Raw genomic sequence first — 20512 nt, forward strand, 5'->3', positions numbered from 1 at the left:
ACGATGACTGACGACCGCAAGACGACCGTGCCCGTGTGGACGCTGGCGACCGCTGACGTCCGGGTACCAGGGTTGACCGCGGGCGAGTCGATGACGGCTGAGCGCCTGGCTGAACTGCGCGGAGTGCTCGCCGTCCTGGCCGACGAGCCGATCACCACACTTGAGGTGCATCCGCTGCCCGACAAGATCGACCGCGGCCATGGCATCCCGCTCGACGCCGCGAGCCCACTGGCGCAGCACCTGTCACAGTTCATCACGCAATCGACGCGAAGCTCCCTCACGGCGGCCAGAGCGACCGCTTCCGGCGAGAATCTGTATCGCATGGTGGTCCCGGCGAAGGTCGCCGCCCAGTTCGGGCAGGGCCTCGTTCGTTCGATGCCGTCCAAGGCGGCGGCCGGTGGTATCCACAGCGCACTCATGAACTCAAAGGGCATCGCCGCCAATGCGACGTTCGTGCCGGTCGGAGGAGCGGCAGCGGCGGGCACGGCCGGCGGGGCCGGTGCGACCGCCGGCGTCGTGGCCGCCGGCGGCACGGCGCTCACCGTGGCCGCTCCGCTCGTGCTCATGGCCGTGGCGGTGGGGGTGAGCGCGCACGCCGACCGGAAGCGCCAGCAGGCCATCGAACACATCACGGAACTGCTGGAGCAGCTTCAGCAGGACAAGCTCGACGACGAGCACAGTGCGCTCAACGCCTGCCGTGCCGCCATCGACAAGGCCACGGCCATCCTGCTCGACCAGGGCAAGCTCGGTGTCTCACTGGGACTCGACTCGGCGGTGCACACCATCGACACGGCGCTGAGCAAAGCGGACCTCCGCCTGTCCCGATGGCAGAGTGCGCTCGACAGACTGCCCGAGGGCGAGGCCGTCGAACTCGGCACGCTGACCGAGTCGTTCCCCGGCGTTGAGGACCATGGCGGCGCGTTCCGCACCCACCTCGAACTCGCTTCCCTGGCCATCGCGCTGATGCGGCGGGTCGTGGTCCTCCAGGCCGTCGAGCACGCCCAGAGTGAACCCGGCAACCTCTTCGAGAACTTCACCCGCGCACTCAAGCGCGATCAGCAGCGCCTCGACGACCTGGAGTCGGGCATCGCCGGTGTCCTGGTACGCCTGTCGGCACTGGAACTGGGCCGTCCGAAAAAGCGCCCCGTCTTCACGACAGGTGACGTCGATCGCCTCATGAGCGCGGCCCACCGCATCCACCGGCTGGGCGACGGCGTCACGGTCAACAGCCGTACGACAGACGTGGCGATCGAGATCGCCCGCGACAAGGACGGCTCTGTGACCGTGTTCCCCGCGCTGCCCGTGTAGGGGTTGTCGCGCTCGCACTCACTCGGTGAGCGGTGCGGGGCTGCCGGAAACCTCGAAGGTGGTTGTGGCTCTCTCAGGCTCGCGAATCACTGGTGTGCGGGGTATCGCTCCCATTCGTCGATCAAGCAGGAGGTCAGCAGTGAGACCCACTCCATTAGTGATGCCCAGCCGCAAGCCCGCGCCGCAGGCTCCGCGATGGGGCCGGGGCGGGTTCGTCCGAGACGAGCCGCGTGCTGAGAACCCGCTGGTCTACCGGGCGGTACTACAGATCCCTGAGGACGAGCAGGAGCAGATGTTCGCCGGGTTCCGCTCGTGCTTCACCTCCTGGTTGGAGAGTAAGGACCTGGCGACGCAGCTCTCCTCGGGCGTCCATCGGCTCACGGACACCTACACCCTCACCGTGACCGACTCCTACGACACCGACGGCCACCAGACCGCGCTGCGGCTTCGTCTACGGGAGAGCAAGGAGGACAAGCAGGAGGGGACCTGGCAGACGACGCTCACGTCCGCTGTCGACCGTGAGTCGACAGCGGCGTACGTCGGTGTCGACCTGGAGCACTACCCCAGCCCGGGCAGACGGCAGTCCACACCGGTCCCTCCTCGGCTTGTCCGTGAGATTCTCGATCACTTCACGGTGCCGGATGGGACGATTCGGCTCTCCACGACACCTCACCGGATCGGCCCCGACTCGGTCGGCCGGCTCATGTCCGCCTTCACCGATCCCACGCGACACCTGCCACTGGTCCTCGCGGCGGAGCCGTCCAACGACGATCCGGCCTGGGAGGGACTGCTGACCAGGGTCGCCAGGAATCTGGTCGGAATCGCCTCAGTGTTCCGGCTGGAACGGGAGGCCGTCCCCGCCTTCCGCGACGCGGCCGGAGACCGGCACGACGTGTTCCCCGGCCAGATACGCACGTATCTTCCGGACGTCGCCCTCGGCTCCGCCGAAGACGGTCGGCGGCACCGCCTGCTGACGTACCGGCGGCTCAGCGATCCGACCTTCCGCAACGCGGACATCCGGATCTCCAGGTACCCGCGCCAGCACGCTGCCACCACACCGCAGCCGGCCCTGCTCGCCGAGCCCGCGTTTCCAGGCATCGAGGAGGTCCTCAAGGGCCTGCGCGCGGCGCGGTCCCAGACGGCTGAGTCCTTGGGGAATGAGACCGTCGGCTCCCTGCGCGCTCAGCTGAGCACGGCGAACGAGACGATCGACAAAGCGCTGGAAGAGCTGAGCGAGGCTGCCAGTGCCCGGGACCTGGCGGAGCGCGGCAGGCGCGCGCTCGATGAGCAGCTGCGGGATGCGACCGACCGCTACGAATACGAAATCGCCGACCACGATGCCACCCAGGCGGAGCTGTCCGCCCTGCGCCACCAAGTGGCGGTTCTGCAGCAGCGGCTGGTGAAGGCGGGCCGGGCCGAGGACGCCTACACACCTCCCGTGGAAGAACCGGTGCCGATGTCCTTCGCCGAACTGAACGAACGCGTGCACGAGCGGATGAAGCATCTTGTTCTGACCTACGACAAGAGCAAGGCGGAGGACCTCGACGACGACATGAAGAGCTCGACCTGGGCGTCGAAGGTGTGGGACGCGCTGCTGGCGCTGGATTCCTACGGGTCGAGCAGCGCCAGCGAGCAGGGATTCGACGGAACCTTTCGGGATTTCTGCGAGGCTTCCCCACAGGGCGTGCGTACCTATCCGGCGACGCGTGTGGCCATGGTGGAGTCCGACTCCGTGCGCAACGACAAGAAGTTCCGGCAGCAGCGAATGCTCCCTGTACCGGCGGAAGTCGACACCTCGGGCAAGGTGTTCATGGAAGCCCACATAAAGATCGACAACAAGGGGAGGATCGCGCCTCGCGTTCACTTCTATGACGACACAGCGGGCGCCACGGGCAAGGTGATAGTCGGCTACGTAGGGCCGCATTTGTCAAACACTCGTACGAACTGAGCGCCTTGCTCAGCCCGAGTGGGTTTGTCGAGTCGGCGGCAGGCGCTCCTTGGCTGTGGAGCGCAGCGCACCTCTGCACCTGCCGATTCAGCCCGTGGGCGACGGCCCGCCCGATGTAGAGGTGACCGGTGCTTTCCTCACTGATCTCCGGATCCGGCAGCCTGTCACCGCTTCGACGGCAGTACGCTCCCGGTGGAGGGCGTGCTCACCTCCGCGAACTCGCCACGGCCCTGTTCGGCGAGCCGCCCCAGGCGTACGAGCTGGGTGTCCTGGGCGGCCTGGTCGCCGCGTTCCACGGCGTCACGCAGGGCGTCGCGGGCGGCCAGGACCTCCTTGCGGAGGGTTGCCGGGTAGGCGTCCTGTTCGGCGAGGCGGATGGTGAGGAGCGAGGAGCGGACCGCCGGGTCGAGTGCGGTCAGGAGTTCCTCGGCCCGTTCCGTCGCAGCAGGCATCGCATCGGCGTCCATGGCCCTGCGCGCGTCCATGACCGCCTCGGCGGCTTTCCGCAGGTCCTCCAGGAGCGGCGGTGGCAGCAGTCCACGTCCACCCCGTGCGGCGATTGTCGCCCGGGCGAAGACACTTCGGGCCTGTGCGCACGTCTCCAGGGTCTCGCGGGCCGAGTCCAGCAGTCCGTCCAGGGAACGGCCCACTGCCTCCCCCTTGCTGAGGACCGCCAGATCTGCCATGACCTCGGTGAGGGCGTCCCGCTCGGCGGGGGTGGCTTCCTGGCCCCAGTTGTGCAGGAACTCCGTGTAGCGGTCGTGGAGTTCGGCCGCCTTCCGGCCGACGGCGGTGGAGACCATGCTGCGCCGCAGCCGGGCACCGCGCCAGTCGCCGGAGCCGATGCGGTACTTCAGTTCGACGGTCCGGTCGGAGTCGAGCCGTGCCAGAAGGGTGAGCGGTACGCCTCCCTGGAGTCCGTCGGTGTACTCGTCGACGAAGCCGCCGCAGAACTCGTTGCGCTGAGCCGAGTTGCGGTGCGGCCCCTCCCAGACCTGGAACCGCACCGATCTGCCGTTGCCGCCGCGCACCACGAGGTCGTCCACCGGATGCCATTCGGTGGGGTAGGGCGTACCGCTGGGAATGAGGAGCTCCACCGTGCCGTCCTCAAGCTCGAGTCCGAGGTGCTGTGCCGTGACCTGTTCGGCGGGTGCGGTGCCGAAGTCGCTGCCGCAGAGCGAGCAGGCGCTGAGCCCGGCGGCGTTGACCATCCCGCAGCCGGGACACTTCAGGCCGCCCGTGTCCAGCGGCGCGTCGCAGTCGAGGCACACGGTCGAGGAGGCGGGGTTGTCGGCCCGGCCGCATTCCGGGCACTCCGTGCGGTTGGCCGTCGGAGCGGTCGCGCGCAGTCCGGACAGGTCCGTGGCGCACACGGGGCAGGCGGTGGTGAGTTCGGGGGCGGGGACGTGGCAGCTCGGGCAGTCCACGGTGGCAGTGCCGAGCAGCGGGGTGGCACAGCTCGGGCAGGCGTCGGCGGTGACGGGAATGCCTTCGACGGTGCAGGTTTCGGCGGGGCAGTCGAGAGTGTTGAGGAGGCCGGCCTCCACGGCGGCACCGTGGGCGACGGCCATCATGGGATCGACCGTGTGCGCCACCGTTTCCTTTCCGAAGAGGTCCTCCAGGTCGCGTCGGACGGCCGGGATGAGGGTGGAGCCGCCGACGAGGAGGACGCGCTGGACGTCCTCCGGCAATGCCTCGCCCTCCTTCAGCACCGACTCGACCGTCTTCCGCATCCGGCGCAGGTGCTCGGTGAGGAGCCCTTCGAAGACCGTGCGCCGCACCGCTCCGGACCAGGATCCGCCCTGGCGGCCGAGTGGAGCGAGGGTCACTTCGGAGACGTCCCGCGCGGACAGTTCGACCTTCGCGCGCTCGGCGGCGGCCCGGATGCGGGAGGCGTCTCCTTCGCCGCTGTGGTCGCGTCCGTCGAGCTGCTCGCGCAGGTGGCCGTCGAGCAGCGCGTCGAAGTCTGCGCCGCCGAGGAGGTTGTCCCCACCCAGTTCACTCACCGAGAAGTAGCCCGGACCGATCGTCAGCAGCGACACGTCGAAGGTGCCGCCACCCAGGTCGAAGACGAGCACGGTGGCGTAGTCCGCGGTTCCGTTCTCGCCCGACCTGACGCCGAAGGCGTGCGCGGCGGCGGTCGGTTCCTCCACGATGCGCGCCACGTGGAAACCGGCCAGTCGCCCTGCCTCACGCACCGCATGCCTCTGCGGCTCGGCGAAGTACGCCGGCACCGTGATCACCGCACGCCGGAACGGCACCCCCGCGGTGCTCTCCGCGTCCTCCTTCAGCCGGCGCAGCAGGATGGCAGAGACCTGCACCGGGGAGAGGTAGTGCTCGCCGAGCCGGATCTCCACCGATCCGTCAACGCTCACCCGGACGGGCGGCGCATCGTGGGGCCGTGCCTTCAGCGCCTGCTGCACGAGTTCGTCGTCCCAGCGCCGTCCGATCAGCCGCTTGACCTCAGTGATCACGGAACTGGGGTCGGTGACAAGCCAGTTGAGGGCTTCCTGCCCAACCAGCAGAGAACCGTGGGAGTCGAGGCCGAGGGCCGAGGGGGTCGCCTGATCACCGTGCCGGTTGGGCAGGACGACGGGGACGCCGTCGTTCAGCCAGGCCGTGACGGAGTTGGTGGTGCCGAGGTCGATGCCGAGAGTCCGGTGCATGGAAGGTTGCTTCCTGATCGTCGTGGGCGTCCTGCGTAGGACGGGAGCGGGACGGCGCGGCCGCCGGGTCAGCTGCGACGGGAGCGACGTCTCCGCCCGGCCGAGGGCTTGCGCGGGAGCTTGCGCTGGGAGCGAGTGGTACGACGTGGCTGCGCCCGCCTGCCGCCTGCCGGAGGCACCTCGGACGCCGCCGGATCCGGGCCGTCCCCGGCTGCCGGAACCGGCTCGGACTCCGGTGCGGGGCCCGGCACCGCGACGACCACCTGTGCGGGGCGCAGGATGGACGCGCCCAGGCGGAAGCCGGTGCCCCTCTCCCTCAGCACCGTGCCGTCCGGGGCGGACGGATGAGCTTCCGTCCCGACGACCCGCATCTCCGCCGGATCGACGGCCCTGCCCACCGCTTCCATCGGCCTGACGTCGTGCCGGGCGAACTCACCGCGCAGCATCAGGTGTGCCGCGTCGATCTGCTCACTCAGCGCGACGGCTGCAGAGGTCGCCTCGCGGGCGGATCGCGCCTCGTGCAGGGCGCCGGTCCGGCGGCGCGTGTCGACGAGCAGGTCGTCCAGCGGCAGCAGGGAGCTCAGCAGAGCTTGCAGCCGGGACTCGGCCTCGTCGCGTTTGCGGGACAGCGCCTCGACCCGGCGCCGCAGTTTGTCGAGTTCGGACGGCGGGCCGGTGGGAGCGGCCGGGTCGGGACCGTTCACGGAAGTTCCTCGGGGTCGTGGCGGGGCAGGGGCGGGGTGAGCATTTCGGCGACGAGGGAGCCGACGGCGCCGCGGGAGGCGTGGTCGGCCCGGCGGATGAGCTCCCGCCTGACCGGGTCCTGCCGGGCCGCTGTGAGGGCCTGTCCCACCTGCCTGCGGAGAACGGGGGGCCGGGTGCCCGGCGCGGCGTCCGGGACGAGTTCGTGCAGCGTGGGACCGAACCAGGGAATCTGTGGCGCTTCGGCGCCCTCGGCTCCCGAGGCGGGCTTGGCGACGTTCAAAAGAGAGTTTCCTGTCCGAAGTCGTGGGGGTGGCGTCGGCGGATCCGGGGAGGGGGGCCGAACAGCAGGCCCTGATCCGGCAGTTCAGTGCCGATCTGTTTCGCGCACGCGCGGTCGCGCTGCGCTCCGCCAAGGTCGCCTTCCTGCTCGCGCGTCCGGGCGCGGCGCAGATAGGCCGCTTTCACGGTCTGGTCGAAGCGGGCACTGACACCGGTGCGCATCAGGTCCCGCAGGAACAGCTCGATGACGTCGGACGGCGACGCCGTGGCTTCGAGGTACTCGGCGAGGCCGAGCACTGCCGCCTCGTACTCCTCCCTGATGTGGTCACGGGCCGGGTCCGCGATACCGACGGCCGTGCTCAGCAGTTCGACCCGGCGTTCCCATCCGGCGCGAGTACCTTCGGCTTCGGCGAACCAGACTTCGTCGACCAAGAGGTCGACGAGCACGCTGCTGACAAGCTCCTCTCCGAACGGGCCCTGGCCGCCGTCGTACTGAAGCACGCGGCGCACTGCGGACCGCGCCGCTGCCATATGCCCGCCGGACGCGGCGGCCACGGCCCACTCGGCATTACGGTCTCTCAGCCACGTCCGGGCCGGTGCACAGCCCGGATCGCGCCGCAGCAGGTCCCGTACCGCCTCTGCGTGGATCTTCTCCCGAGGCTCCGCCCCGTCGAGTGCCCGGCGCAGGTCCGCCCTCAGATGCTCGTCGAGGCCGGACCTGGCGTCCCTGTCATCGGGCGACACGACCAGGGCACGCGCGAAGCGGTTCCTACTCTCCCGAGGATCGCTGCCCAAGACCTTCTGCCCCCGCCGCACCAGTTCGGCGGTGAGCTCGGCGGCCAGCGAGCCATCCTCGGGCAGCAGCGCAAGCGCCATCTCCAGGCCCTGGATGCGTGTGACGTAGGAGTAGTCGCGCCCGGTGCGGCTCCGCCCGACGTTCTTCCCCGCGCGCAGGACGGCCGCCCGATCCCCGGGGCCGAGGGGGTGCCCGAGCCGCACCGCCGTGCTGAAGTCCGCGAGCGCCTCGCTCCATTTCTTGGCCCGCACCCGGCCCTGGCCCCGTTCCGCGAGGGCCTGGGCGAGAACGTCGGCGCACGCGCGGTGGTCAGGGGAGTCCGCGGTCCAGGTGGCGGGGTCGGGGTGGCGTGCGGTGTAGGCGTCGAGGAGAGCCTCGCCGCGGTCGTGGCTCACGAGATGCCGGGCAGCTTCTTCGAGTGGAATCAGGCCGTCGGGCCCGGCGTCCGAGAGGGGGACCGCGAGAACGGCACGCTCGGTCTCCCAGGCCGTCTCCCAAGCCGCGAGGACGTCCCGGCCGGCCCGGACGTCCAGGGCGCGCAGCAGGTCGGTGATGCGCCCGAGCAGATGACTGTGGGCACCCTCCCAGACATCGTCGGGCACGGGAGCGCCGCGCCGCTCGGTGAGCAGGGCGCGGAAGTCACCCGGGTCGTCCTCGTCGAGGAGATGCGCCCACAGTACGATCGCGAGCGCTGCCGTGCCGAAGTCGGTGTGCCGCCCGCCCTCTTCGCTCAGCCGGCGGAGGGCCCCCACCGCGAGGGCGTGTACGACCCCTGTCGCCGCCATGTCCAGGTCACTGTCCGGACACCGCCGGACCGCCTCCGGCCAGTTCCCGACCCGGGCGGCCAGGGCGGCGCGGAGCACGGCGTACCGTACCGTCGCGTCGTCGGCGTCGGGTGTGCCGAACTCGGCTTGGAAACGCTGCAGAAGCGGTCGTACGACGCCAAACTCTGCGCGCAAGAAGGCGCGTTCAGCAGTGTCGAGCAGGCGGCCGGCCGTGACGGCTCCTCCGGGTTCACCGGTGTCGTCGACCTGCACGGTGTGCTGCCCCCCTGAGCCCCTTGCGCATCAACCGTCACCGTAGATAAGCGTGTTGGCGACGTCAACGCACTAACGGGTGGGATGGCTGGTTTCTGCGTGCCCAGTGGCTCGATGGTCCCGGGCTTCCTCACCGGTCGGCACTGCCGGGTGGGACGACCCATTCGGTGGGCTGGCCGGTGAGGGAGGCGATCATGTCGAAGTCCCCGTCGTAGTGGAGGACTGTTCGCTGGTTCAGTTCCGCTGTGGCGGCGATCAGCAGGTCGGGTAGGGACAGGGCGCGGTGGAAGCCCGCGTTGAGGGCGTGGCGCTGGATCTCAAGAGCGCGAGTGAAGGCGTCGTCGTCTGTTCCGAGGTAGTCGAAGGCGTGGAGCCAGGTGCTGATACGTGTTGCTTCCGAGCTGTCCCGCGCGGAGTGGATCATCTCGAACTCGGTGGGGCGGCATACGGCGAGGAGATAGCGCTCGTGCAGAGGCTTGAGTACCTCCTTGACGCTCGGCTTCGTCCAGCGGGCGAGGGCCGACTTGTCGATCAGATAGCGGTCCTGCATCAGGCGGCTCGGCCTCCGTCGCGCTTGAGGGAGCCGTCTGCGTTGCGGGGGCCGGTGTTCTCGACGATCTCGCTGAAGTCGAACTCGCCGGCGTCCATGGCGTCGAAGCCCTCCTGTCGCAGGTGCCTCTTGACGGCGTCTTCCATGGCGAGGCGGACGGCCTTTGCCTTCGTTTTGGTCCCGAAGATGCGCATGGCTTCGGCGACCATGTCCTCGTCGAGGTCGATGACGGTTCTGGCCATGCGGGTGGTCCCTTCTCAAGAGATTCTGCCAGTGAAACGATATCTCTCTTCGGTCATAATAGATGTCATTTCGGGTAGGTGTCCACGTCGTGCAGGCGTGGTGCGTGGGCGCTCCGTGTGGGAAGCGGACAGTCGTCCTCATGATGTCGAGAGCACTGGTCGCGCGGTACGACCCACACCTGTTCGGGGCTTCGGCCGCGCCGTCGAGGCCGCCTCGCAGCAGCCGGGCGGCGCAGCAGCCGGGCGGCGGGTGCCGTCGATATGAAGCCTCCGGCCCGCCGTTTCCTCGTGGCGCATCACGATCTTGACCCATCGACTGGACCCGGCTGGTAGGCGACTGGCTGCGCCCGGTGGGGTCGCCTGATCCTCCCGGCTCTCAGCGGCGTCCGAGGCGGCGTGCGCGTCCCGGGTGTCGGCCGGCTGTCGGCGAGCTGCGAAGATGCGTCTGATTCCCAGGTGGAGGGCATTTGTTCGTTTTCGTGTGTGCGGGGTGCGGCGCCGAGTTGACCACTCCGCTGTCCCAGGTCTCACTGCCGGTCCACGCCCGTCAGACGTACGGGAACGGGGCCCAGCTTCCGGTGCTCATGCGATCAGGGACGTTCGCCGTGGACCCGGACCCATGGGGAGGGCCCTGGCGGATGTGGGACGAGATCGATCCGGGGGAGGCGGAGGCACGCGGCATCTGCGCGCCGGTCCACGCCCTTTCCGACGGTACGCCCGGGGAGAGCGTCATCTCGCCCGGTGACATCCGTGGAACCCGGCTGATTCCTGAGAAGCGCGGCGGTGCCTGCTGTGGCCTCGACGGGGCCGACGGGCCCAACATGGCCTGCGAGACATGCGACCTCCCCGTGGCGACCAGGATCGACGACTGCTCGCTCTGGCAGGCGGTGCGACTCAGCCCGGACGCCGTGCACCGCGTCCCCGTCGACGGTGTCCACGCCGCGCCCCTCTCCTGGGCGGAGCTGGCGGAGAAGGGGGAGAAGACGCCGCCGTTCGAGCCGATCGCCACGTGGGGAGGACGGTCGGGGACGAACCACTACTGGTCGTGGAGTCCGCGGTGGGAGGCGGCAGCCGGTCACGCGCTCGCCCACCTGCTGGTCGCCTCCCAAGGACAGCCGGTGCAGGTCCCGGGCGGTCTGACCGCGGACGTGTTCCAACGCACGCTCGACGCCCTGCTGCCCGCAGGCACCCCGAAGCGGCGTGCCATCCTGGCCGGACCCGGACAACCCTCCCCGGATGCCGGCGCCGACATCCTCCTCGTACCGGTCCATCCCCAGACGGGTCACACCTGGGCCCCAGCCGGCCCGACCGCGTCGGCCTACCTGGTGCCCCTGCCGCTGGGGGTGTGGCTGTGGCTGGTCTGTCCCCAGCCGTACTTGCCGGTCACCGCGTCAGGCCGCATACCCCAGGACGTCCTCCGCGACGACCCGCTTCCGCTGCTCCCCGACCAGCTGTTCCGGGCCGACCGGGGAACGTTCCAGCACACCCTGGTTCGGCTGCCCGCGGTTCGCAGCCCGTGGCTGCGCTCGGTCCTGGAGAACCTCAGGCAGGGCACCTCGGTCGACCTCTTCTAGCCCTCCGGGAATCGATCAGCGCCGGACGCTCCGCGGGTGACGGCAGGCGCCTCCCCTCGCGTCGAGAGCACTGCCCGGACGGTCTTGCCGGCGGGTGGGTAGGGGACGCAGTCCCAATGGTCGGCGAGGGCGGCGACGAGTGACAGGCCGCGTCCGCCGGGGCGGAGCGCATCGGGTGCGTCGGCGCACATCACGATCTGCGGGTAGAGGTCCCCGCGCGCGTCGGTGACCTCCACGCGGAGGTGGTCGGCCCGTGGGGCGAGGACGAGGGTAAGCCGAAAACTCCGACCGGGCAGACGGCCGTGCAGCGCGGCGTTTGCCGCGAGCTCCGCGACGACGATTTCGGCACGCTCCGTGAGGTCCTGCGGGACGCCCCAGGACTGGAGTTGGCTCACGGCGAGCAGCCGGGCGAGCCGAGCGCCGCGCCGGGTGGAGGAGAGCAGCTGCGTGAAGGTGTGCGGGGAGGTGGTGAGTTGGGGAGCGGGTTGGTTCATGACGCCAGCGTGGCGTCCGTGAAGGGCCGGTGCGAGCTCCGGACCGCGTACGCGGAGTCAGCGTACGAGCACATTGAGTGGACAGTACGCGCGCCGCCCCGTCACGCTGTGTGCCGAACGTGTGCGGGCCCGAGCGGCTGGAGAGAGGGGCGGCGGATGGATATCGTCGAAGGCGGGGCGGCCACGAGCGTGGGCGTGGACGACCGGACGGTGTCGGCGGGGGACTGGGAGCGCGAACCCCATCCGTCGGACAGTCTGCGTACGTTCGGCGCGGTCGTCCAGGCCCTACGGGAACACGCGGGGCTCAGCCGGAGTGAGTTCGCCGACATCGTGCGGTACTCCAAGCACACGGTGGCGTCCGTGGAGTTGGGTCGCCGGATGCCGGACGAGGCGTTTGTGGAGCGTGGGGAGGAGGCGACCGGCAGTACGGGCGCGCTGCGGAAGGCCGCGCGTCATCTCACCCGGGGTGAGGCGGGCCTCGCGGCGTGGTTCCGGCGGTGGGCGCGGCTGGAGCGGGAGGCGGTGAGTCTGTGCACGTACGAGTGCCGGCTGGTGCCGGGGTTGTTGCAGTCGGAGGCGTATGCGCGGGCGGTGTTCGAGGGCACGATCCCGCTGCCGACGGATGAGGAGTTGGAGGCTCTGCTCGCCGCGCGGATGGAGCGGCAGGCGATGATGCGGGAGCGGCCGAAGGTGCCGTTCAGCTTCATCGTGGAGGAGCACGTGTTCCGGCGGCGGTTCGGTGACGCGGAGGCGATGCGGGAGCTGTTCGACCATGTCCTGGAGCGGAGTGCTCCGCGCAATGTGATGCTTCAAGTGGTGCCACTGGAGGCGGGGCTGCACCCGTGCCTGGACGGTCCAGTGCGGATCTTGGAGACTCCTGCGGGGCAGCGGCTCGGATACTCCGAAGGGCAGGAAAACGGCCGGTTGATCGCCGACCGGAAAGAGGTGAGCCTGCTCTGCCAGCGCTATGAAACACTGCGCTCGCAGGCCCTGAGCCCCGACGAATCCCGGGCCTTGCTGGAGCGACTCCGAGGAGAGCTATGAGCGGCAGTGTGACGGAACTCGCCTGGTTCAAGTCCAGCTACAGCGGCAGCCAGGGCGACGACTGTGTGGAGGTCGCGATCGCCGAACAGGTCGTCCACGTACGGGACTCCAAGGACGTGACCCGCCCGGCCTTCGCCGTGGGCCGTGCAGGCTGGGGGCAGTTCGTACGGTTCGCGTCGGAGCGCTAAGCGACTGGAGGGCGTGTCGTCCGCTGAGCGGTGGACGGCACGCTTTCGCCGTGCTCAGGAATCCTTGGGCTTGTCCGCAGGGGCGTAACCGAGGGCCGCGCGGTTGATGAAACGGTCACTGAGGTCGCGAACGGGCGCGGGCTTCGGCTTCTGCACGGCGTTTTTCGCCGTGGACTTCTTCGGGGCGGGCTTCTTGCCGTGGGAGCGTGCAGCTGCCTTCGACTTGTTGGTGTTGGAGACCACTGGCTTGCCCTGCGCATTGAACTTCTCCCGCAGGACGGTGAGTTGTTCGCGTTCTTGCTTGGTCTTGTGGGCGGGGAGTGCATTGACGAGGGCACGGGCCCGACGGAAAAGGTAGCGTGCCGCTGTGCTGCGCTTGGCGTTGACCGCTTTGCGTAGCGCCTTGATTGTGCGGCGTAGCGCCTTGATCTTCTCCGCCTCCCCCTCGGGCAGCTGGAGCTCGGTACTGGTCGAACGTTGCTCGCGAGCAGCACGGCCAGGCCAGTCGGCGCCGCCCGTCAAGACGACGACGGCGCGGGGATTGCTGCTTTGGCTTCGACGCACCACAGGTGTTCCCTCCTCGGGTGAGCTGTGGGATGGGTCAGCTGTGGCGGGGGCCCTGGCCGGGGGGCGGGGTGAGGGTGGAGCGGTAGGTGCCGGACTCTCCCTCGGTGAGCGGGTTCTCCATGGTGAGGCCAGCGGCGGCCATGCGGTCGTATTCGGCGAGGATCAGGTTCTTGGTGCGGTACTCGCCGTGTGCCTTGATGTCGTTGTCGCGGACGACATTGAAGGTGTCCAGGATGTAGGCGGTGTCGTCGCGCGTGATGCCGTAGAGGTGGAAGAAGAGGGCGTCCAGTTCGGCGCGGATGACGGCGCGGCGGTCCTCGTCCCAGCGGAAGGGGGCGCCGGTGTCACCGAGGTCGCTGGCGAATGGGTGCATGTCGTCTGCGGTGTAGGTGAGTTCGAGGATGCGGGGGATGAGAAACGCTGTGTGGGGCGCGAGCTGGTCGGGGGTGGGTATGGCCAGCTGCCTCACGATGAAGTAGCTCATCGAAGTGCCGCCGATGGCCTGTCGAGCCACATAGTCAACGACGAACGATGACCAGGCCGCTGTAAGCAGTGCGCCTTGCGGGGCAAGGGCCAGCAGGTACTTGTGACCGAAGCCGTGTGCGGGAGCGACCGCCGCGATCATTGTTCGCTCGTTGCTCTTGTTTGTGATGTCGCGCCATCCCATCACCCAGTCCCGATCCCACCCCTTGGCAGCCAGACGGGTGCGGACGCCCGGTTCCAGGACCGGCTTGCCGTTCCTGCCGACTTCACCAGTCGCAACATCCTGCTCCGGCACCCAATAGCGAGGCGTCGGTACGGCGGAGGCGTCCTGGTGTTGTTCCCCGGTGAAGCGCGGGAGGGTGCCCTTGTTGAGATGCTTCTCCGTGGCGTTCTCGTAAGTGGAGAAGCGGTGGTCGTAGTGGTGCAGCATCTTCGCCTCGTACAGCGGGAGCAGGCGCTCCTCGCCACGAACGAGCACGTTGCCGTCGAGGGTCCAGCCGGTCTTAAGTAGGTCGTCGAAGGTCTCGTTGTTTTGGGCGGAGGGACGGAACAGGTGAGAGTCGTGCGACATTTCAAACATGCGCATGAACGAGATGCCCCAAGGGTTCCCGTCCGGCTTCTTGGCCTCGTTGATCAGGACCGGGATACGGCGGTAGATGCCCAGAGTGATGTCTGCGTCCCGCTTGTGGCTGAACACAGGACAGGTGCCGGTGTTCGGGTTCATAATCAGGATGTCCTCGGCTACCAGCAGGTATCTCCGATCGGCGATCTGCTCAGGCTGTCGTACCTTGAACACCATCCGGATTGGTTCGTGAAGGCTGCCTGAGCCGCGCAGCATGAACAGGCAGAACCGCAGCTGGTTGTGGACCTCGGGGAAAACCTTGTCCTCGTTCTCGAAGTCGTAGAGGGCTGCAAGCTGGCCATTTGTGACAAGGTCCTTAAAGAAGTACTGAGTTCGTGCGTCTGTTGCAATTCCGGTGGGGATGATGACGCCGGTGCGCCCGCGGTCAGAGGTGAGGGTGCGATCGCCCTCGGCGAAGAGCGCGTAGAGATTGAGATTTCCCTGTCCGGTCAAAGGATACCGGGCTGAAGTGCGCCAGAAATGGCTCTCGCCGTATACTTTGCGCTTAGCGTCCTCATATTCTCTGTACAGCCGGGCGGTGTCCGGGTTGTCCTTGAGTTCGCGGATCTTCTTCTTGCGTGCAGCCGTGTTGTTTGTCGCTGCGATCTCAGGGGCACGCACCGCGAAGAACTCCGTCTCGGGAAAGTTCACGCTCTCCCACGGAGGGTTACCCACCACCGCATCGAACCCCCCAGCCCAGCCCGTACCCCCCTGAACACCAACACCCGACTCCGGGACGGAGAAAACCTCAGGGAACTCCAAGTGCCAGTGGAAGAAGCTGTACTGATCCCGAAGCCGCAGAATCTCCTCATGCGTGCTGTCCGGCACCACAGACTGGTCACGCCCCCGCAGCGCCCGAAACACCTGATCCGTCGGCGCCTCCGGCGCACTCTCATGCTTGGGCCACACAAAAGCGGCACACCAAGCGTCAGCGGCATGCAGATCCTGCACATACGCGGTCGACTCCACGTAGGCCTGGTAGGCGGACTCCTGCGCCCGCACCTGCTTCAGGGAGTTGGCCGGAGCAGCCGTGATCCGGGCCAGCTCGGCGGCGTAACGCTCGTTGCCGGGCAGCGCATCCGCGTCGAACAGAAGCTCATCCTGCCCACCCCGCTGGGCCTTGTTCCGCTTGACGAGTCCGGCCGCGTACTTCCGATCGTCCCCCTCGATCGGCTTGAAGGCGTCGTCCGGAACCCCGTCCGCCAGCAGCTTCGGCGTCGCCCCGATCAAACCGTTCCCGTGCTTGACATGGGCGTCCAGGAACCCGAGCGGCTTCCCCGGCTCCATGGCCTCAATCCACAGCGAGACCTTGGCCAGCTCCACGGCCATGGGGTTGAGGTCGACGCCGTAAATGCACCGTGCGACGACCTCGTGCAACGCATGCCGCATCGCATCGACCGTCGGCTCAGGGTTGCGCTCCCGCACCGACGCCACCCGCTTGGCGATACGACGGGCCGAAGCAACGAGGAAGTGCCCGGACCCGCAGGCCGGGTCGCACACCGTAAGGGACAGCAGCTCATCGACGATGTCGTCGGCCGGGTCGGGACGGCCGGCCTCGGTGGCCCGCTGCTCGCCACGCTTCACGGCGTCGTCTATGACCGGGTCGAGCGTCGTGTCCAGCAGGCACTCGATCAGCGACGACGGGGTGTAGTAACTGCCCGTCGTCTTACGGCTGTTGCCCGCCACCTCGATCAACTCGAACGAGCGGTCCGTCGCCGAGTGCTTCGGCTCCAGCTCCAGCAGGGACTCGTACACCGAGCCCAGTTCCTCGGCGTCCAGGTGACGGTAGTCAACCGCCCGCCAGCGCCGCGCGCCCGGGTCGCGGACCTGTGCGAGGTGCCGTACGGCAGCCAGCAGCGACTCGTTGGACAGCTTCAAGCCGTCCAGCGGCGCATCGGCCTCCTTGTGGGAGAACAGGCCACCGAGGCCCGGCAGCCCCAGCTCAGGACGGCCACCCTCCGTACCCAGCGCGTCGAGAACGATCCGCAGAGCCTCGTACTGATCACCATGCGCCGTGCCCTGACGCCGCCGGGCCCGCTCACGCAACCGCGCCGAGGAGAAGTACCGCTCATACGCCTCCCGTTGCCGCTCGCCGGCCTCCGGGTCGAGCAGCGCATCGCGGTCCTCGGCGACGAAGACGAACAGCAGACGGTAGACGAGCCGCAGCAGAGCATCCCGAAGCGCCTTTGGATCGACGTCCTCCCGCAGCCGGGCATTTTCCGGATGCCGAAGGAACCCGGTACCAAGCACCGTCAGCGCGTTCTGCACCCCCAGCCGCAGCTGATCCAACGCCCGCGCCCCCGAAGTGACGGCCTCCGCACGCCACTTCTCCAGCCAGCACCCCGCAGGCGCCGCCCCTTCCGGCACCGCGAACCGGGACGCGTGCAGCAAGCTGTACAGCAGCACGAACTCGCTGAACAGCTCACCGTCGAACAACGCCTCAAGGTCGAACTCGACATACGCAGCCGTAGAGAAGGACGACGAGTCGCGCAGCAGTCGCAGGCGGCGGCCGTTGGTGAGGACCGCCCACAGGTGGGCCTCGGTCCGGTTGAGGCAGTCCTGGAGCATGGACTGGGCCGGGACCTGGCCGGCCGCCGGGCGCTTGTCCAACTCCTGCTTCCATGCCACCAGATGGACCAGCGCCGGACCGTGGCGGTGCGAGACCGGGAACCGCTTCTCCGGGTCCGAGTCGGCCGGGATGCCCGCCGCGCCGACCTCCGTCAGCGCGCCGAAGTCCAATTTTCGGAAGAGCTGGGCCAGCCAGTCCGTCCCCGCCCGGCCGGTCGGGTCGGCGGCGGGCGCCCCAGTCTTCGGATCCGAGGGCAGGGCCGTGCGCAGGTCGCGCCAGAGCGGCTTGAGGTACTCCCAGGCGCGCTCGGCCTCGTCGCGCACGGGCACCGAGGCGGGCAGGCCGTAGTCGGCGGACTTGGTGCCCGGCAGGTTCCGCGCCTCGGCGATGCGCAGCAGCATGTCGGCGGGGAGCAGTCCGCCGACCGTGGTGACAGCGGTGAAGGCCAGGGCGGTGCGGGTGGCGGCGGACATCAGGCTTCGGCTCCCGACGAGATAGAAACGGGCTGCTGCGGCAGGTAGACGTACACGCCGAGGACGTCGGCCGGCTCCTGCGGGACGACCTTCAGGCCGCGGACGATCTCCTCGTTGGCCTTGCGCACGCGGCGGTGCGAGGCGTCGAGTTCGGCAGCCAGCTGCGTGCCGTACTCGGTGAGGTGCGCGGACAGGTCCGGCAGACCGTCGAGGGCACGGGTGATCTGGTTGCGGGCGAGCTGCTCGTGGGTGTTGGCGGCGGCACGGGCCGCCAGGAGCGCGGCGGCCGCGTCGTCGTCCAGCCAGCGGGCGCGCGACGGCATCCCCTCGTAGGCGAGCAGCCGGGCGTCCTCCGCGACCAGCTGCCGGTCGCCGGTGCGGGACGGCAGCGTGAGGTGGAAGCGGTAGCGGACCAGCAAAAGCGTGGTGCGGATGGCGACCGCGTCCGTGGTCACGACGCCGCAGCGGCGGGCCGGGCGGGGGCCCGCGGTGTTCGCGTCGAGCGCCGAGTCCAGGACGTACGAGGCGATGGCGCCGATCGCCGGGTCGGTGCGGACCAGCGCCGCCTCGCCACGGGCGATCGCCGGTGTCGTACGGAACGGGATCTCCCGGTCCTCCTCGATGAGCCGCCCGCCGAGGGTGGCAGCTAGCGCGTCGCGCAGGCCGGCCGGGGCGCCGCCGGCCTGGGCGGTGAAGTCGCCGGAGCCGTCGCGTGGTTCGCGGACCAGCGCGTCCAGGTCGCGCAGCGCCTCCAGGGCGAAACCGCGCACCTCGTCGGCGCCGCCGAGCGCGGCCCGTACGGCGGTGACCTCGCGGGCCACCTCCTCGGGGTGGATGGCACGCTGGGCGTACTTGGAGCGGGAGGTCTTCTCCCGCTCGGCGGCCGAGCTCCACTCGCGCTCGATACGGTCGAACGACTCCTGGTGGCCGTCCATCTCGAACAGGCTCTCCTGGCTGCCCTGCCGCCCGTGCAGCAGCAGCCACTCCACGACGGCGTCGGTGACTCCGGAGGCGGTCTCGTCGGGGACGGAGACGGAGATGCCGAGGTCCTTCTTGATCTGCCGGTGCTTCTTGAACAGCACCTCCAGGACCTTGCCGTCGATGCCGTTGTCCTCGCCGTACATGGTGATGACGCGGACCTGGTCGCGCTTCTGGCCGTAGCGGTCGACGCGGCCTTCCCGCTGGTCGTGGCGGGTCGGGTTCCAGGCGAGGTCATAGTGGACCACGGCGTCGAAGTGGTGCTGGAGGTTGACGCCCTCGGAGAGGCAGTCGGTGGCGATCAGCACGCGGCGTACGGCGGGGTCGCCGGCCTCCTCGGCGGACTCGGCGGCGAGCTGCTCGATGCGCTCCAGACGCTGCTGCGGGGAGAGGGTGCCGGTCACCGCGGCGATCTTCGTCTTCTTGCCGAGCTTGCCCTCCAGCTGTGTGGCCAGGTACTCGGCGGTGGGGATGTAACGGCAGAAGACGATCGGGTGGTACCCGTCGGCGATCAGGCCCTTCAGGTGCCGGGTGAGTGCCTTCAGCTTTGCGTCCTCGGCCAGTCCCATCAACTGCGCCGCCCGCTGGGAGAGTTCGAGCAGCCGGGCACCCGCCTCCTCCGTCTCTGCGGCGCCCGGCGCGACGTCCATGCCCTCCAGCCGGTCGTTCTCGGCGGAGTCGGCCGCCACCGGGGCGCCCAGCGCGTCCGCCTCCTGCGCCGTGCGGGCGGTGGCGGACTCGGAACGCGTCTTCAGGGTCTGTGCGGCGGCCGCCGGTGAGGACACCATCGAGCGCAGCAGCGCGATTACCGACCACCAGGCGATCCGGGCCTCCCGCCTGCCCTGTTCCCCGGCCGCCGTCACACGGTCCCGCGCATAGGCGATGGCGTCGTCGAGCAACGCCCGGTAGGCGGGCGTCAGCTTGTACGGCTCGTCCTTGGTCCAGCGGTCGGAGGGGAAGGCGGTCCGCTCGGCGAGGGAGTCGTCGGCGAGGCCGTCCTCCTTGGTGAGGTAGTCGCGGACGTCGGCGCGCTTGCGGGCCACGAAGTGCTCGGCGAGCCTTGCCCGTCCTGCCGCCGATTCCAGGTCCACGTACGCCAGATCGGGCCGCACCAGGCCGAGCAGGTTGCGGAACGCGGACTCCTTGCCGGAGTGCGGGGTCGCGGTCAGCAGGAGCAGGTGCCGGTCCTCCTTGGCGGAGATCCTGCGCAGCAGCTCGTACCGGAGCTGGTTCGCGGCGGACGACGTTCCGCCCTGCGTGGTGTCGTCGGCCGCCACGCAGGCGTGGGCCTCGTCGACTATCACCAGGTCAGGGCAGTTCCGTACGAAGTCCTCGCGGTGGCGGGTCGACTTGATGAAGTCCGTCGAGATGATCGTGCAGGGGTGCTTGTCGAACAGGGACTGGCCCAGCTCCAGGCCGCGCTCCAGGCGCGACACCGTGGAGGCCAGGACCAGTTCGGCGTCGATGGAGAACTTCTCCCGCAGCTCGCCCTGCCACTGCTCGGCCAGCGCGGGGGAGCAGAGCACCGCCAGCCGGGTCGCCTCGCCCTGGGCGAGCAGCTCCTTGGCGATCAGACCTGCCTCGACCGTCTTGCCGATGCCCACGTCGTCCGAGATCAGCAGCCGTACCGTGCGCTGCCGCAGCGCCATCAGCAGCGGGACCAGCTGGTAGGCCCTGGGCTCGACGGCGATCGACGCCAGCGAGCGGAACGGGCCCGCACCCGAGCGGAAGCCGATGCGCAGCGCCGTACGCAGCAGACCGGCGGCCCGCTGGTCGCCCAGGTCGGCCGGGCTCGGCGCCGCGAACTCGGCAGGCCGCACCTCCTCGAAGGTGGGGAACACGGCCGCGATGTCGTCCTCGCTCCCGCCCAGGGGGCGCAGCACCAGCATGTCGGGGGCGCTCTCGGGCAGCACCACCCATTCCCGGCCACGGGCGGCGACCAGGGAGCCGGCTGTGTACGTGAGGCTCATGAGATGTCTCAGTTCCTAG

General features: G+C 69.2%; 16 protein-coding genes. 6 read left to right on the plus strand and 10 right to left on the minus strand.

The features are described from left to right. Positions 1-3 precede the first annotated feature (3 nt). Both ACZ49J_RS43680 and ACZ49J_RS43685 read left to right on the plus strand, forming a co-directional pair. Complete coding sequence (locus tag ACZ49J_RS43680) at positions 4-1308, plus strand: hypothetical protein (protein WP_467456867.1); 1305 nt, start codon at positions 4-6, stop codon at positions 1306-1308. A 160-nt stretch (positions 1309-1468) separates the two neighbouring features. Continuing rightward, entirely contained in the window at positions 1469-3256 is a 1788-nt protein-coding gene (locus ACZ49J_RS43685) for a hypothetical protein (RefSeq protein ID WP_467456868.1), read from the plus strand. A 164-nt stretch (positions 3257-3420) separates the two neighbouring features. Here the strand turns inward: ACZ49J_RS43685 and ACZ49J_RS43690 are convergent, their stop codons facing one another. From ACZ49J_RS43690 to ACZ49J_RS43705, 4 genes are all read right to left on the minus strand, one after another. Continuing rightward, entirely contained in the window at positions 3421-5922 is a 2502-nt protein-coding gene (locus tag ACZ49J_RS43690; protein ID WP_467456869.1) for an Hsp70 family protein, read from the minus strand. Positions 5923-5990: 68 nt separating this feature from the next. Next, positions 5991-6626, minus strand: a complete 636-nt coding sequence (locus tag ACZ49J_RS43695) for a nucleotide exchange factor GrpE (RefSeq protein ID WP_467456870.1) — start codon at positions 6624-6626, stop codon at positions 5991-5993. Continuing rightward, positions 6623-6907, minus strand: coding sequence for a hypothetical protein (locus ACZ49J_RS43700; RefSeq protein ID WP_467456871.1), 285 nt, complete (start codon positions 6905-6907; stop codon positions 6623-6625). Before ACZ49J_RS43700 ends, ACZ49J_RS43695 begins: the two co-directional genes overlap by 4 nt. Continuing rightward, positions 6904-8565, minus strand: a complete 1662-nt coding sequence (locus tag ACZ49J_RS43705) for a hypothetical protein (protein WP_467456873.1) — start codon at positions 8563-8565, stop codon at positions 6904-6906. Before ACZ49J_RS43705 ends, ACZ49J_RS43700 begins: the two co-directional genes overlap by 4 nt. A 48-nt stretch (positions 8566-8613) precedes the next feature. Between ACZ49J_RS43705 and ACZ49J_RS43710 the strand changes: the two genes are divergently transcribed. Next, positions 8614-8757 carry a hypothetical protein gene (locus ACZ49J_RS43710; RefSeq protein WP_467456874.1) on the plus strand — a complete coding sequence of 48 codons (144 nt, stop codon included), beginning with the start codon at positions 8614-8616 and terminating at the stop codon, positions 8755-8757. Positions 8758-8869: 112 nt separating this feature from the next. Here the strand turns inward: ACZ49J_RS43710 and ACZ49J_RS43715 are convergent, their stop codons facing one another. After that, the gene (locus ACZ49J_RS43715; RefSeq protein ID WP_126395756.1) at positions 8870-9289 is read right to left on the minus strand and encodes a PIN domain nuclease; all 420 of its coding nucleotides are present in this window, start codon (positions 9287-9289) and stop codon (positions 8870-8872) included. Next, positions 9289-9531: a type II toxin-antitoxin system VapB family antitoxin gene (locus tag ACZ49J_RS43720; protein WP_126395757.1), complete on the minus strand. Its 243-nt coding sequence runs from the start codon at positions 9529-9531 to the stop codon at positions 9289-9291. Before ACZ49J_RS43720 ends, ACZ49J_RS43715 begins: the two co-directional genes overlap by 1 nt. Positions 9532-9998: 467 nt before the next feature. Between ACZ49J_RS43720 and ACZ49J_RS43725 the strand changes: the two genes are divergently transcribed. Beyond that, positions 9999-11105: a hypothetical protein gene (locus ACZ49J_RS43725; protein WP_467456877.1), complete on the plus strand. Its 1107-nt coding sequence runs from the start codon at positions 9999-10001 to the stop codon at positions 11103-11105. On the opposite strand, the gene ACZ49J_RS43730 is transcribed toward ACZ49J_RS43725, so the two are convergent. Then, complete coding sequence (locus tag ACZ49J_RS43730; RefSeq protein WP_467456878.1) at positions 11102-11599, minus strand: ATP-binding protein; 498 nt, start codon at positions 11597-11599, stop codon at positions 11102-11104. The genes ACZ49J_RS43725 and ACZ49J_RS43730 overlap by 4 nt on opposite strands. Before the next feature lie 156 nt (positions 11600-11755). Here ACZ49J_RS43730 and ACZ49J_RS43735 point away from each other — a divergent pair, with 156 nt between their 5' ends. Continuing rightward, entirely contained in the window at positions 11756-12643 is an 888-nt protein-coding gene (locus ACZ49J_RS43735; RefSeq protein ID WP_467456879.1) for a helix-turn-helix domain-containing protein, read from the plus strand. Beyond that, positions 12640-12831, plus strand: coding sequence for a DUF397 domain-containing protein (locus ACZ49J_RS43740; RefSeq protein ID WP_467456880.1), 192 nt, complete (start codon positions 12640-12642; stop codon positions 12829-12831). Before ACZ49J_RS43735 ends, ACZ49J_RS43740 begins: the two co-directional genes overlap by 4 nt. A 54-nt stretch (positions 12832-12885) precedes the next feature. Here ACZ49J_RS43740 and ACZ49J_RS43745 read toward each other — a convergent pair whose 3' ends face one another. Genes ACZ49J_RS43745 through ACZ49J_RS43755 form a run of 3 tightly spaced genes read right to left on the minus strand, consistent with a single transcriptional unit; the run spans position 12886 to position 20493 of the window. Next, a complete protein-coding gene (locus tag ACZ49J_RS43745; RefSeq protein ID WP_467456881.1) occupies positions 12886-13398 on the minus strand; it encodes a hypothetical protein in 513 nt (170 codons plus the stop codon). A gap of 34 nt (positions 13399-13432) precedes the next feature. Then, a complete protein-coding gene (locus ACZ49J_RS43750) occupies positions 13433-17545 on the minus strand; it encodes an Eco57I restriction-modification methylase domain-containing protein (protein WP_467456882.1) in 4113 nt (1370 codons plus the stop codon). Beyond that, positions 17545-20493 carry a helicase-related protein gene (locus tag ACZ49J_RS43755; RefSeq protein ID WP_467456884.1) on the minus strand — a complete coding sequence of 983 codons (2949 nt, stop codon included), beginning with the start codon at positions 20491-20493 and terminating at the stop codon, positions 17545-17547. The genes ACZ49J_RS43750 and ACZ49J_RS43755 overlap by 1 nt, the downstream gene beginning before the upstream one ends. Between the last annotated feature and the right edge of the window lie 19 nt (positions 20494-20512).

This window comes from Streptomyces sp. NPDC030840 (genome assembly GCF_055572015.1).

Bases quoted from the DNA above. Each gene is read 5' to 3' on its own strand.
- ACZ49J_RS43730 (WP_467456878.1), bottom strand. From the start codon at position 11,599: ATGAACCAACCCGCTCCCCAACTCACCACCTCCCCGCACACCTTCACG.
- ACZ49J_RS43715 (WP_126395756.1), bottom strand. From the start codon at position 9,289: ATGCAGGACCGCTATCTGATCGACAAGTCGGCCCTCGCCCGCTGGACG.
- ACZ49J_RS43690 (WP_467456869.1), bottom strand. From the start codon at position 5,922: ATGCACCGGACTCTCGGCATCGACCTCGGCACCACCAACTCCGTCACG.
- ACZ49J_RS43680 (WP_467456867.1), top strand. From the start codon at position 4: ATGACTGACGACCGCAAGACGACCGTGCCCGTGTGGACGCTGGCGACC.
- ACZ49J_RS43755 (WP_467456884.1), bottom strand. From the start codon at position 20,493: ATGAGCCTCACGTACACAGCCGGCTCCCTGGTCGCCGCCCGTGGCCGG.
- ACZ49J_RS43735 (WP_467456879.1), top strand. From the start codon at position 11,756: ATGGATATCGTCGAAGGCGGGGCGGCCACGAGCGTGGGCGTGGACGAC.
- ACZ49J_RS43740 (WP_467456880.1), top strand. From the start codon at position 12,640: ATGAGCGGCAGTGTGACGGAACTCGCCTGGTTCAAGTCCAGCTACAGC.
- ACZ49J_RS43720 (WP_126395757.1), bottom strand. From the start codon at position 9,531: ATGGCCAGAACCGTCATCGACCTCGACGAGGACATGGTCGCCGAAGCC.
- ACZ49J_RS43750 (WP_467456882.1), bottom strand. From the start codon at position 17,545: ATGTCCGCCGCCACCCGCACCGCCCTGGCCTTCACCGCTGTCACCACG.
- ACZ49J_RS43685 (WP_467456868.1), top strand. From the start codon at position 1,469: ATGCCCAGCCGCAAGCCCGCGCCGCAGGCTCCGCGATGGGGCCGGGGC.